Annotated in this window: 12 protein-coding genes; 5 read left to right on the forward strand and 7 right to left on the reverse strand. The window is 64.3% G+C overall.

Features of this window, described 5'->3' with window-relative positions; genetic code table 11:
- Positions 1-23: 23 nt before the first annotated feature.
- Positions 24-476, reverse strand: coding sequence for a hypothetical protein (locus ACSQ1L_RS08195; protein ID WP_435993810.1), 453 nt, complete (start codon positions 474-476; stop codon positions 24-26).
- Between the two features lie 211 nt (positions 477-687).
- Positions 688-1,128: a hypothetical protein gene (locus tag ACSQ1L_RS08200; protein ID WP_435993812.1), complete on the reverse strand. Its 441-nt coding sequence runs from the start codon at positions 1,126-1,128 to the stop codon at positions 688-690.
- A 256-nt stretch (positions 1,129-1,384) separates the two neighbouring features.
- Between ACSQ1L_RS08200 and ACSQ1L_RS08205 the strand changes: the two genes are divergently transcribed.
- Both ACSQ1L_RS08205 and groL read left to right on the forward strand, forming a co-directional pair.
- Entirely contained in the window at positions 1,385-1,672 is a 288-nt protein-coding gene (locus ACSQ1L_RS08205; RefSeq protein WP_435994246.1) for a co-chaperone GroES, read from the forward strand.
- 56 nt (positions 1,673-1,728) lie between these two features.
- On the forward strand, positions 1,729-3,378 hold the full coding sequence (gene groL / locus ACSQ1L_RS08210; RefSeq protein WP_435993814.1) for a chaperonin GroEL: 1,650 nt from the start codon (positions 1,729-1,731) through the stop codon (positions 3,376-3,378).
- A 117-nt stretch (positions 3,379-3,495) separates the two neighbouring features.
- On the opposite strand, the gene ACSQ1L_RS08215 is transcribed toward groL, so the two are convergent.
- The 5 genes from ACSQ1L_RS08215 to ACSQ1L_RS08235 form a co-directional block, all read right to left on the reverse strand.
- Positions 3,496-4,608: a hypothetical protein gene (locus tag ACSQ1L_RS08215; RefSeq protein WP_435993816.1), complete on the reverse strand. Its 1,113-nt coding sequence runs from the start codon at positions 4,606-4,608 to the stop codon at positions 3,496-3,498.
- Positions 4,601-5,206 (reverse strand): hypothetical protein, encoded by a 606-nt coding sequence (locus ACSQ1L_RS08220; RefSeq protein ID WP_435993818.1) that lies wholly within the window; start codon positions 5,204-5,206, stop codon positions 4,601-4,603. The genes ACSQ1L_RS08215 and ACSQ1L_RS08220 overlap by 8 nt, the downstream gene beginning before the upstream one ends.
- Positions 5,207-5,215: 9 nt before the next feature.
- Positions 5,216-7,204, reverse strand: coding sequence for an AAA family ATPase (locus tag ACSQ1L_RS08225; protein ID WP_435993819.1), 1,989 nt, complete (start codon positions 7,202-7,204; stop codon positions 5,216-5,218).
- Positions 7,205-7,233: 29 nt separating this feature from the next.
- Complete coding sequence (locus tag ACSQ1L_RS08230) at positions 7,234-8,280, reverse strand: hypothetical protein (protein ID WP_435993821.1); 1,047 nt, start codon at positions 8,278-8,280, stop codon at positions 7,234-7,236.
- A 398-nt stretch (positions 8,281-8,678) separates the two neighbouring features.
- Positions 8,679-9,281 carry a demethoxyubiquinone hydroxylase family protein gene (locus ACSQ1L_RS08235; protein ID WP_435993823.1) on the reverse strand — a complete coding sequence of 201 codons (603 nt, stop codon included), beginning with the start codon at positions 9,279-9,281 and terminating at the stop codon, positions 8,679-8,681.
- A 202-nt stretch (positions 9,282-9,483) separates the two neighbouring features.
- On the opposite strand from ACSQ1L_RS08235, the gene ACSQ1L_RS08240 reads away from it, so the two are divergent.
- From ACSQ1L_RS08240 to ACSQ1L_RS08250, 3 genes are all read left to right on the forward strand, one after another.
- Positions 9,484-10,983 carry an ATPase domain-containing protein gene (locus tag ACSQ1L_RS08240; protein ID WP_435993825.1) on the forward strand — a complete coding sequence of 500 codons (1,500 nt, stop codon included), beginning with the start codon at positions 9,484-9,486 and terminating at the stop codon, positions 10,981-10,983.
- Positions 10,980-12,656 carry a response regulator gene (locus tag ACSQ1L_RS08245; RefSeq protein WP_435993827.1) on the forward strand — a complete coding sequence of 559 codons (1,677 nt, stop codon included), beginning with the start codon at positions 10,980-10,982 and terminating at the stop codon, positions 12,654-12,656. The genes ACSQ1L_RS08240 and ACSQ1L_RS08245 overlap by 4 nt, the downstream gene beginning before the upstream one ends.
- Positions 12,657-12,754: 98 nt before the next feature.
- A complete protein-coding gene (locus tag ACSQ1L_RS08250; protein WP_435993829.1) occupies positions 12,755-13,054 on the forward strand; it encodes a hypothetical protein in 300 nt (99 codons plus the stop codon).
- Positions 13,055-13,170 lie beyond the last annotated feature (116 nt).

Genomic DNA, 13,170 nt, shown 5'->3' on the forward strand with positions numbered 1-13,170 from the left:
GGCGGAGAGCCGCTTCCAGGGCGTTAAGACGGCGAGCCTTCGTCCCCCGCTTCGAGCTTGCGCCAGACCGCGAGAATATCATCAAAGCTCCGGCAATCATCGAGCACGCGATAGATTTCCTCGGCTTCGTAGAACTGGGTCAAACAGTCGTCGTCGATGGAGACCTGTCTTCTGAACACGGCCAGCAGTTCCGATAGTTCGTAGGATCGAAGAGCTTCCCAGGAAATTCCGACAAAGCGGATCGGATTGTAGAACTGCGACGCCAGCCGCCAGTACCATTTCCGATAACGCGCAGCCCCGGGGACAATCATTCGCCACGCCGTCCCCACGGCGTCGAAGACCAGAGCCTGCTCCGGCCACCCTGATGAGAGGGAAAGGGGGCTCGTTCGTTGCTGATCGAGAGGCGCTTCCTTGAGCCAGAACTCATGCGTATCCGGCGTGTGGACAAAGCAGGGAGCCGCGGGGACGTCGGTCATAGATCCTCAAAGATTGCAAAACGCAATGGTTCGCCGCCCAGAGTTATGGGGGGGTGATCTCATGTCGATCTATGTCAACGGGAACATCTCGGCATCACGTCGGGACCAGAGTCCGGCCCTCTCCAGTGAAAAAGACGGACGCCGCTTCCGGCGCCCGCCTTCCTCGCCCACGCCCGGCCAGACTCACGCGGCCGGGCGAATGGTGTGCACGCTACCAGCGACGGTCGTAGCGGTAGTCGCGATCGTAGCGGCGATCGTCGCGGCGCTCGCGGCGGTACTCGCGGCGGTCACGGCGCTGTTCCCAGCGCGGCTCGCGGCTGTTGATGCCGTGCTCGCGCTCCCAGTGGCCGCGGTTCCGGTAGCAGCGGCCGCCGCGGTAGTAGTTGCAGTCGTCATCGCGACCCGCGCTGGCGCCCAGGGCGGCGCCGGCCAAGGCGCCGCCGGCGATATAGGTTCCGTCGCCATTGCCGATCACCGCGCCGGCGAGAGCGCCGACGGCGGCCCCGATCAGGACGTCCTCGGTGCGGTCGTTGTCGCGGTCGCGATCATTGTAGCGGCTCTGGGCGTCGGCCGGCGTGGCGGCGGCCAGCCCGAGCGCCATGGCGCCGACCACGGCGGGGGTGGTCAGGGCGATCTTCGAAAGCGTCTTCATGGTCGGTCCTTTCCCGGTTCTCGCGCAGGATGCGCCGGTGAAGCTGCCGTTATGCGCCTGATCGCCTGAACGCCCCGGCCGGCGGCCGTTCATCATGCGTTCATCGGCGCCCGTCGCGACGCCGAATTCGGGAGCCGCGGCGCTTGACGCCCGGCATGGGGAGCCCTACCTGCCCCTCGCGTTAGCACTCTGGCGACATGGCTGCCAAAACGGCCGCGTCGGAGCGCTCGATCAAACTGTTTGGGAGACACTGAAGATGGCGTTTCGTCCGCTCGGCGACCGCGTGCTCGTGAAGCGCGTGGAAGAAGAATCCAAGACCAAGGGCGGGATCATCATCCCCGACACCGCCAAGGAAAAGCCCCAGGAAGGCGAAGTCATCTCCGTTGGGCCGGGCCTCCGCGACGAAAGCGGCAAGGTCAACGCCCTCGAGCTGAAGGCCGGCGACCGCATCCTGTTCGGCAAGTGGTCGGGCACCGAGGTCAAGCTGGAAGGCGAGGACCTGATCATCATGAAGGAATCGGACGTGCTGGGCGTGCTCTCGTAAGCACCGGCGCCTTCCGAACCTTTCCCCTGACAACACAGAATTAGGAGCAGCCTCACATGGCCGCGAAACAAGTTCAGTTCTCCACCGAAGCCCGCGAGAAGATGCTGCGGGGCGTCAACGTCCTGGCCAATGCGGTCAAGGTCACCCTGGGCCCGAAAGGCCGCAACGTCATCATCCAGAAGTCCTTCGGCGCCCCGCGCTCGACCAAGGACGGCGTCTCGGTGGCCAAGGAAATCGAGCTGGAAGACGCCTTCGAGAACATGGGCGCCCAGCTGATCCGCGAAGTCGCCTCCAAGACCAATGACAAGGCCGGCGACGGCACCACCACCGCCACCGTCCTGGCCCAGTCGATCGTGCAGGAAGGCCTCAAATCCGTCGCCGCCGGCATGAACCCGATGGATCTGAAGCGCGGCATCGACAAGGCCGTCGCCGCCGTCATCGCCGACATCAAGGCCTCCTCCAAGAAGGTCAGCGCCAACTCCGAGATCGCCCAGGTCGGCACCATCTCGGCCAACGGCGACATCGAGGTCGGCGAAATGATCGCCAAGGCCATGGAAAAGGTCGGCAACGAAGGCGTCATCACGGTCGAGGAAGCCAAGACCGCCGAAACCGAACTGGACGTCGTCGAGGGCATGCAGTTCGACCGCGGCTACCTGTCGCCCTACTTCATCACCAACGCCGACAAGATGGAGGTCCAGCTCGAGGAGCCCCTGATCCTGCTGTTCGAGAAGAAGCTCTCGAGCCTGCAGGCCATGCTGCCGATCCTGGAAGCCGTCGTCCAATCGGGCCGTCCGCTGGTCATCGTCGCCGAGGACATCGAGGGCGAGGCCCTGGCCACCCTGGTGGTCAACAAGCTGCGCGGCGGCCTGCGCGTCGCCGCCGTCAAGGCCCCGGGCTTCGGCGACCGCCGCAAGGCCATGCTGGAGGACATCGCCGTCCTGACCGGCGGCCAGGTGATCTCGGAAGACCTCGGCATCAAGCTGGAGAACGTCACCCTCGACATGCTCGGCAAGGCCAAGAAGGTCACCATCACCAAGGACGACACCACCATCGTCGACGGCGTGGGTGAGAAGGCCGCCATCGAGGCCCGCATCGGCCAGATCAAGAAGCAGATCGAGGACACCACCTCGGACTACGACAAGGAGAAGCTGCAGGAACGTCTGGCCAAGCTGGCCGGCGGCGTCGCGGTCATCCGCGTCGGCGGCTCGACCGAGGTCGAGGTCAAGGAGAAGAAGGATCGCGTCGACGACGCGCTGAACGCCACGCGCGCGGCCGTTGAAGAAGGCATCGTCCCGGGCGGCGGCATCGCCCTGCTGAAGGCGACCAGGGCGCTGGAAGGCCTGAAAGGCGACAACGCCGACCAGACCGCCGGCATCGCCATCATCCGCCGCGCCATCCAGGCCCCGATCCGGCAGATCGTCGAGAACGCCGGCGTCGAAGGCTCGATCGTGGTCGGCAAGGTGCTGGAGAACAAGTCCGCCACCTACGGCTTCAACGCCCAGACCGAAGAGTACGGCGACCTGGTCGCCATGGGCGTCATCGACCCCGCCAAGGTGGTCCGCACCGCCCTGCAGGACGCGGCCTCGGTGGCCGGCATCATGATCACCACCGAAGCCGCGGTGGCCGACGCGCCGAAGAAGGCCTCGGCCGGCGGCGCCCCCGACATGGGCGGCATGGGCGGCGGCATGGGCGGGATGGACTTCTAGGTCCACGACGTCTTGTCATCCCGGCCTTGAGCCGGGACAGAAGAGGGCGGGTCCGGAGACGGGCCCGCCCTTTTTTTATGTGAAAGACCCGTGCGCTTGGGTCACCAACTGCGAGCCTTAGGCGGCTTTGAAGTGCGATTTCCTAGGATTCATAAAGAACCTGACTGGCGGTTCGAAGTCCGGGCGCGTTTTCGCGTGATCGGGATTGTACACGATGACATCGTTGGCGAACGCCATGGCATCAGAGGCTGTCAGTGCGTCCCCCGCTCCCTTGGCCCCCTTCCGACGGGCGTCGAAAACAACAAGGTACCCAGAAGGAGTGATAGCTCCCGAATGGCGTACCTCACGGTCCATATAGTCAGCTAGCTGGTTTGCTCCAGACTGCGCACGGGAGGCGCTGTACTCCGTGTAGGTGGGGTCGGCCCCCGGGCTTTGGGATTTTGCCGTCGCCTTGCCCAGCCATTTGATTTCGATCAATGCCGTCGCGCCGGAAGCGAACCAGTTCACTCTGATATCGACCGGTTTGGTCTCGTCGGTATTCTGTTCGGGTTTCACGGTGACGTCGCGGAGAAGGAGCTCAAGGGCCTGCGTGAGCGAGTCTCGCATCTTTGCTTCGGGCTTGTTCACCAGTATCAAGCGCGGCCCATCCACACCGCCTTCCCAGATGTCCTTGAGGAGCCTGCAATTGGTCTCAAGTACGTATTTGGAATAATAGTCGAAGGCCTCTTCTAGGCCACTTAGTGTGGGTGTCGCGAAATTGCTCTTCAGCATGGGCGAGATCGACGGAACAAAATCCTCGAAATCCTTCGCCAGGATGCGCTCTGCGCTCCCGTCGAACCGATAGACCAGTGCCTCCTGCGCCAGCGCCTTCAGGTCCACATCATTGGTGAGCACGAGCAGCCTGAAGCTACCGTCAGACGAGATTTCGACGACCGAATGTGATGCTGGCGGGTTCGCGGCGAGGAAGCGGCCAATATCGGAGTAGTCGGAGCAGGCAGTCGGCGAACCGAGCGTTGCAATCGCTGGCGAGAGTGGTGTCGCTTGGATACCCACCGCCACCGTCAACGTTCCCGGAAGCTTTTCTGGGGGACAACGCTGGAAAATCAGCTTCACGCAATCGAGCAGCGCCCGAATTCCGTTGGCACCGTCGGAACCAAACGCGATCTCCGCGTGAGGAATGTATGCCTTGGCCACCAAGGCCTGCACATTCTCTATGTTGAAATTAGACAACTGCGTCCTCCTTCCGGAGGATGCGGGCCGAGAGCCAGATCACTGCCGGCGAGAGAACGTCCTGCGCCTCCGCGCCAAGAACGGAACTCACGATCTCATACTCTTCATACAGGAGCGTAGCGTCCGCAGGTTCCAATAGCCGCCCGCGTTGGCCCAGGAAAAAAGAAGGCGCGACGCCCGGCGACCGACTGATGGCGTGCCGGATCGACCCGATGGGCAACGCAAGGGCGCACTCCACTGCTGCCCGGAGCCAAGTCCTACGCTCAGCCCATGGACCGAGGACCAGAACGGTGTCGAGTTCAGTCGCGAGTTCTCTCGGCCGAGGCATCATCAGCCCACGGTCATCGACTTCGATCAGACCAGACTCGCACAGCGTCGCGCGCGCCTGGTCAAATTCCGCGCTCCACGGAAAGCCTTCGGAAGTAATGGAATAAGGGTAGCCCCAATCGGCGATGGGTTTGCCCTTGAAGAGGGCGAAGATGCATCCGAGGTACGAGTAGAGATGCATCTCGTTCACGGACATCGGCAGCACCGACGGGCGCGCGTCGTTCATTATTACAAGCCCATCGATGTAGGCTTCCGGGACAACGTCGTTCACGGGCACCCCTCAGTTCAGCGCCGCGTCGATTGTGTCGTACGCCTCTCGGAACAACTTCTCCTCGCGCTGCTGGACTTCGCTTAGGTCTGTCCAGTCGGTCATTCGCACGATTTGCATGCCCTGCTTCTTTTGCAGCTGGGCAAGACGCAAAATGAGTTCCGAACTCCGGAGGTTGGCGGTCATGAGGACCGCGTTCCCCTCAGCCACAAACTTCGAGAACATCGCTCCCGCTTGGGCCTCGTAGGCGATATCCAGTGAGCCTTCTGGCGTATCGATTAGCAGCGTTGCAGGCCCGGTTGCCATGAATTCAGACAGGGCCATGCGGAGCGCGATATCGATAAAGAAGCGCTGGCTCTCCGAGACCTTGTCCGGCAAGGCCCGCACTTGGTCGTCCATCCGCAACCGCAGCCCAAATCCGGAGTCATTGGCACCTTGGCGATGCTCAAGTTCGACGTCGATGGGGAGACCGATGAAGGCTTCGGCAAGTTCCCTAAATCGAGGGACGAAATCCTGCGAGCCAACTTCGTATTGCGCTTTGAGCTGCTTTTCGTAGACCCTGAGCTTCTCGCGGAACTCATCCCGCCTACGATAGTGCTCTTCGCTCTGCGACAAGAACTCCAACCGCTCGGCTTCGAGCTTCTTCACCTGTTCGTCGATTGCGGAGAAATCAGACCCGACGCCTGCACGAGCAAGGCCTTGAGCTTCCTTTTCCTCAAATGCTCTAAGAGCCCAATCAGAAGCGTCCTCGGCAGCTTGGGCGGCAATCAATTCGGCGCTGACGCGCTCTCGGGTAGCCAAGATCGCGGCGAGATTGTCCCGAATTGTCGCAATTGCGCGATCGAGGCGCTGCAACTCTGCGATGGCGCCGTCGTCCTTGATGGATCGGTCAACGGGGCTTTCACAGAGGGGGCATTCACCAGCCGTCAGCTTAGCTTGGATCACAGCGCCGACGTGAGCAGTTCCACAAATGGCGCAACGATCCTCAGACAGTGAGGCACGGACAACGGGGTGGTGGTCGACGGAAGACGACTTTTGCAGACGATTGGAAAACACGCGGCGGTATTCAAGCTGCGCCTCGGTCAACGCTGCGCTGAGATCGGTCCACTTCAAGTCTGCGTCGCGCAACTCCGCCTGCTTACGTCGAACGCGCTCTTCGGCCTCGTTGCGCTCCGTGATCAGCCCATCGTGCTGTGCCTGGAGCTGAGCTTTTGTAATATGGTCGTCTGACCCAGTGTCCTTGATGACGTCCGTCAGCATCTTGATGCGGTCGGCGACGTGGCGCGCCGAGAACCGAACGTTTCGACCGCGAGAGCTCTCACGGTCCATGTCGCGTTGAAGTTTATCAGCCGCCTTGGCAGCCACGGGATCGGCCCCGAATGCGAGGTAGAGCGCATTCGTCAGCGCACCATCATCCCACATCAAGAGATGCCGTCCCTCATCAAAGGTCGCAATGAAATGAACGAGGAAGACGAACTGGGCGAAATCCTCAAGACCGGTTTGCTTTAGGATTTCCTCCTCGAAGAGCGCGTTCAAGTCGCCGTCCGGATCGTCAGCCAGCGTCATCGCCGTGGCTTCGCCCGTGGCGGTATCGCGTAATATCAGTCGCGTAACCCCAGCACTGCCGACTAGGTCACGAGTCACGGACACCACAATTGATGGCCATGCCAGATCGACCGTCGCGGTAGCGATCCGGCTTGCGCTCTCGCTGAGGCGGCCGTTGAAATAGTCCTCGCTCCGTTCCCGCCGCGCTGCGTTTCGATAGTATTCTTGTGCCGACTGAAATTTGCGGTTCGGGTCGGGAATTGCACCTGTGATGGTGAAGTTCACTGTGTTCAGAAAGGTGGACTTTCCGAGGCCATTCGCACCTATCAGACAGAAGACGTTCCGCTCGACAGCGACGTCGGGGTTGGGCTCATTGGAGTAGAGGTCGAAGTTTTCCAGCGCGATGCGGGTGATCCGCGGAAAGGACACCTTCTTGGTGGGGACAGTCTCGGGCAACCAGGTGATCTCCGGAGGGACAGCGAAGTCTAGGTGCGCTCAAACACGAGGCAATGCTCGGACAGTTTAAAAGCACCTCCGTGCTGGGAGCTGTTTCGCATGGATCTGATGGCGCCGCGTTCGGTGAGTTGGAAGCCCAAGCCTACCAAACTCTCAGTGAGAATCGATGCCACGTCGATGTGCACGCCAGCGTACTGGCTGTCGCCGATAGCTACGATCACGTGACGCCCCGACTCCAGTATGCGAGCGACTTGCTGGAATACCCGGCAGAGGTCATCGAAATAGAAGCCGACCATCTCAGGGATATTGGGATTCCAGAGATCGGCCCTAGCTGAGCGCAGCGCTTCCAACGTAGCGTCGAGCATAGCCGATGAGGCGTATCGTGGCGTCGTGTGCCACTTCATTTGAACGTGCGATCGGAGCGTTCGTTGGCGGAGAGCGCGATTGTCCGGCGCGGAATTCAGGTAACCCAGCATCCAGAGTTCCAGATTGTACACGTCGGTGTAATCGAACGAGTTGGGGTAGGGCGGGGAGAAGATGACAACATCTGCGTCATTCACCTCTGCGAGAGCGGTCCGTGCGTCGCCGCGAAGCACCTTGTGCTGCCCCCCCGGCAGGTCGGAGAATCTCGTCAGGTCGGTAGCGGCGACGTCTACCGCACCATCAAGACTTGCGATGAGATCGGCGCGCGATTTTTCTTTCGACTGCCAAGCGCCACGATACCGGCGTCCCTTGCCATTGATGACGACATTGCTGTTCGGCACCAGAACCGAACCTAGAAGTATCCTGAGCAAACGTGCTTGGTCAGGCTCCAAGGCCTCCGACGATCTCAGGATGGCCCGCGCGGTGGAATAGACATCTACCGGGAAGACGTAACGATCCTTCAGTCCAGGAGCCACTAGCGTCGGGGGCATGCCTGTGATTGGCAGCGTGTCGGCGGCCGTGACCTCCAGCCCAGTGATCAGGCGCTCATAAGCCGCGCAAAACCGCGCTGGCGACACGGGGCTCAACTTGGCTTCAATGAGATCGGCGAGGAACGGATTGACCTCCACCGAGGTCGATGAAATGCCGAGCATACGGCAAGTCATGGCCGTTGTGCCGCTCCCTCCGAAGGGGTCGAGGCACTTTTTAACGGTATAGGGTAGTGAACTGAGCGTGTCGGCGACGAACTTCGGGGAGAAGGCTTCCTTAAAATGAAACCATCGCTGAAACGGCAGTTTAGCCGTACCTTGGTTCGACGACGTTGGTGCAGCCTCCGAATAGAGGCCTAGCCACGCAGCTACGTCCTTCGATCTTGTGGGATTGTCCGTCAGTCTCTCGGAGTTCCGGACCGTATCTGCCAGCGTAGATTCCCAAAATTCAGTCATCGCTCGGCAATCCGCTAGTCGGAGTACGCTTCGTCGAAATCGGACCCGGCCCCTGAGGGACGTCGAGCGCATCTCGCACGGCGCATTGCCCCCAAAGTTTGATTTGTTCAAGCTTTCAAGGTTGATGCAACCCCCGTCCCCATCTCCCGCTCCAGCCTTCCGCTCTCCCCCTGCGTCGACAGCCAGATCAGCGCCTCGACCGTGGCGGCGACCGAGGCGTAGAGGGCGCGCGTGGTCGCCGTCTGCGGGGGCCGGCGGTCGGCCGCCCAGGTCAGGTGGCCTTCCTCCTCGGTCTGGATGGCGGCGATGGCGGCGCTGAGCTCGGGGTCGGCGCGGGCGGGGTCGGCGGCGAGCCAGGCCAGCTGGTGGTCGAGGTGGCGGTGGACGGTGCGCTCGACGGCCTCGGTGCAGAGGAAGACGCCGGTGCGGCCGAGGAGACCGGTGAACAGGCCGAGCGCGAAGCCGCCGACGGCCCAGAGGGGCATCAGCCGGCAGGGGCGGGCGGCGCGGGCGGGCATCAAGGCGAGGAATATCTGTTCGTGGCGGCGCTCGTGGGCCAGCAGGTCGGCGAGCTCGGGCACGAGCTCGGGGCAGCGCAGGCGGGCGGCGGCGATCTGGGCGGCGTAGATGCGCGACGCGCCGTGCTCGCCGCCGTGGTTGACCTTGAGGATGCGGGCGACGGTGGAGGGCATGCCGGGGGAGAGTGGCATGGGGCGGTGCGGGAGTGACAGCCCCTCCACCCCTTGACTGCCACGCGCCGCCCTTCAGGTCGTGATCCCGCTCCCCATTCGCGTCCCCAAGGGTCGTTGGGGGGGTGAACCCGGGAGGCGCTGTCAGGAAATGAGGCGGCTTGGCGCCGTGTAACCTTCTGGATATCCGGGCGTTACGGCTCAGCTGTACATGAGAGGACGCATGGCGAACGGTGAAATCAGGGGCCGAGATGACGCGGCGTTCGGGATTTCCGGACTGGACGACATCCTCGCGGGGGGACTGGAGCGGGACCGGCTTTATCTGCTGGAAGGGGCGCCCGGCACAGGCAAGACCACGGCGGCGATGCGCTTCCTGCTGGAAGGGGCGGAGCGCGGCGAACGCTGCCTGTACATCACCCTGTCCGAGACCGAGGAGGAGCTGCGCGGCACGGCGCGGTCGCACGAATGGTCGCTGGAGGGGATCGACATCTTCGAACTGGTCCCGCCCGAGAGCCTGCTGGACGAGCAGCAGCAGCAGAGCCTGCTGTACTCGTCGGACCTGGAGCTCGGCGAGACGACGCGAATGATCTTCGACGCGGTGGAGCGGGTGGGGCCGAAGCGGGTGGTCGTCGACAGCCTGTCGGAGATCCGACTGCTGGCCCAGGGGTCGCTGAGGTACCGGCGGCAGGTGCTGGCGCTGAAGCACTATTTCGCCAAGCGCGGGGCCACGGTGCTGCTGCTCGACGACCTGACCACCGACGTCAACGACAAGACCGTGCACAGCGTGGCGCACGGGGTCGTCCAGCTGCAGGAGCTGGCCCCTGAATACGGGGCCGAGCGGCGGCGGGTGCGGGTGATCAAATATCGCGGCCGGCGCTTCCGCGGCGGCTATCACGACTTCACCATCAAGACCGGTGGGCTGGAGGTCTATCCGCGCATCGTGGCCTCGGAGCACCGCACGGCGTTCGACCGCAGTCAGGTGTCGAGCGGCGTGGCCGGACTGGACCAGCTGCTGGGCGGCGGCGTGGAGCGGGGCTCCAGCGCCCTGATCCTCGGGCCGGCGGGCACGGGCAAGTCTCTGTTCGCGCTGAATTTCGCGGTTTCGGCGGTGAAACGGGGCGAGAAGGCCGCGCTGTTCATCTTCGACGAGGAGCTGGGACTGCTGTTCGACCGCATGCGGGCGCTGGGCATCGACCTGGAGGCGATGCGCTCGGCGGGGTCGCTCATCATCGAACAGGTCGACGCGGCCGAACTGTCGCCGGGCGAGTTCGCCGCAAGGGTTCGGCGCTGCGTCTCGGAGAAGGACATCAAGACGGTCGTGATCGACAGCCTGAACGGCTACCAGGCGTCGATGCCGCAGGAGCAGTTCCTGGTGCTGCACATCCACGAACTGCTGCAGTACCTGAACCGGCAGGGCGCCTCGACCTTCCTGACCGTGGCCCAGCACGGGCTGGTCGGGGACATGAAGGCGCCGGTGGACGTGACCTATCTGGCCGACACGGTGATCCTGCTGCGCTATTTCGAGGCGCTGGGGCATGTGAGACGGGCCGTCTCGGTGATCAAGAAGCGCGCGGGCGGGCATGAAAAGACCATCCGCGAGTTCGAGATCGGCCAGGCCGGCCTGTCGATGGGCGAGCCGCTGAAGGGCTTCCAGGGCGTGTTGCGCGGCGTGCCGAACTTCGTCGGGCAGGGCTCGGGCCTGATGGGCGACGCCTCCGCATGAGTTACGGAGGCGATCTTTCGGAGCGCGCGCTGGTGTTGGCTCCGGCGGGGCGCGACGCCGCCATCGCGGCCGCCATTCTGAAGGAGGCGGGGGTCCCGGCGCTGGTCTGCGACACGCTCGACATGCTGCGCGAGCGGCTCGGGGAGGGCGCTGGCCTGGCGGTGGTCGTCGAGGAGGCGCTGCGCGACTGCGATCTCACGGGCCTGTCGGCGTGGATAGAGGCGCAGCCGTCCTGGTCCGATTTTCCGTTCGTCATGCTCACCCAGCGCGGCGGCAGCGTCGAACGGAATCCGGTGGCGCAGCGGCTGTCGGTGACGCTGGGCAACGTCAGCTTTCTGGAGCGGCCGTTCCATCCCACCACCCTGGTCAGCGCCGTCCGCACGGCGCTGCGTGGACGCAGGCGGCAGTATGAGGCCCGGGAGCGGATCGAGGAGATCCGGCGCGCGGAGGCGATGCTGGAGCGCCGCGTCGCCGAGCGCACCGCCGAGCTGGAAGCCGCCAACCGGCAGCTGGCCTCGCAGATCGGCGAGCGGGAGAAGGTGGAATCCGCCCTGCGGCAGGCGCAACGGCTGGAGGCCGTCGGCCAGCTGACCTCGGGCGTCGCCCACGACTTCAACAACCTGCTGACGGTGATCCTCGGCAACGTCGAACAGATGCGGAAGCACGCCGACGACCCGGTCCTGAAGCGGCGGCTGGCGATGATGAGCGAGGCCTCGCACCGGGGCGCGCGGCTGACCGCGCAGATGCTGGCCTTCTCCCGGCAACAGAAGCTGGAGCCGCGTCCCGTCGACCTGAACGACACGGTGCTGAGCATGCGGGACCTGTTGCAGAGCACGATCGGCGGCAGCGTGCAGATCGCCGCGCCGCGGCTGGCTGACGACCTGTGGCCGGCCATGATCGACCCGACGCAGATCGAACTCGTGATCCTGAACCTCGCCATCAACGCCCGGGACGCGATGGAGGTCGGCGGGTCGCTTACCATCAGCACGGCCAACGTCGTGCTGGGCGAACCCGACGCCCCCGAGGCGCCGCCGCCGGGAGAGTATGTGATGGTGTCGGTGGGCGACACCGGCTCAGGCATGACCGATGAAGTGCGGGCGCGGGCCTTCGAGCCCTTCTTCACCACCAAGGAGGTCGGCAAGGGGTCGGGTCTCGGACTCAGCCAGGTGTTCGGTCTGGCGAAACAGTCGGGCGGGGGACTCGGTCTCGAGACGGATGTCGGTCGAGGCACCACCATCAAGGTGTTCCTGCCGCGGGCGAACGAGGCGCCGGTCGGCCAGGTCGCCGAGGCGGGGGCTGCGCCGATGGCCCCCGGCGATCACCTGATGGTGCTGGTCGTCGATGACGACGATGCGGTTCGCGAGGTCACCGCCGGCCTGCTGGTCGATCTGGGTTACAACGTCATAGAGGCCGGGAGCGGCGGCGCGGCGCTGGACCTGATCGAGCGGCATCAGATCAGCGCGGTGGTGCTGGATTTCGCCATGCCCGGCATGAACGGCGCCGACTTGGCGCGGGAGCTGAGGGCGCGGCAGCCGCGGGTGCCGATCCTGTTCGCGACCGGCTATGCGGACGCCGAGGCCCTGATGAAGGTCGGAGACCACCAGATCGTTCACAAGCCCTTCGTGCAGGCGGAACTGGCGCGCAAGCTGTCGCGCAGTTTCGCGGCGGCCTGACGCGCTTCATCGCCGCAATGATCGGGCGAGGCCGTCGCGTCCGGAAGCGGTTCGGCGGGGCGTGGTGAACCGGGGCCCGCGCCGGGCGTTCGGCGGCCATGAGCTCACGCGATCCCCAGACCTGCCGCCGGGCCCTGCGCGAGATCGGGGAGATCGCGGCCGTGGCGGGGCTGGAAGACAGCCAGATGACCGACCAGGAGGCGCTGCAGAGCATCGCCGCCATCGCCGAATGGGTGATCGAGGAAGCGCCCGGGGCGCGGGCGGACTGCGGCGATGTGGTGCGGCGGCTGGAGCGGATGACCGCCGGGGTGGACTTCGAGGCGCTGGGGGACCGGGCGGCGCAGGCGCTGTTCGGAGCGGTGCTCGGGATGCTGGAGGGGACGGGAGGCCGAGACTGATCGGGGGCGCAGGCGGCCCCTCCACCGCTTGACTGCCACGCGCCGCCCTTCGGGTCGCGGCCCCCCTCTCCATCCCTGGCGACGGAGAGGAGACGGGCGTGCGGGTGGTGTGAGGG

The organism is Brevundimonas sp. LjRoot202, assembly GCF_964253355.1.
Classification (GTDB): Bacteria; Pseudomonadota; Alphaproteobacteria; order Caulobacterales; family Caulobacteraceae; genus Brevundimonas.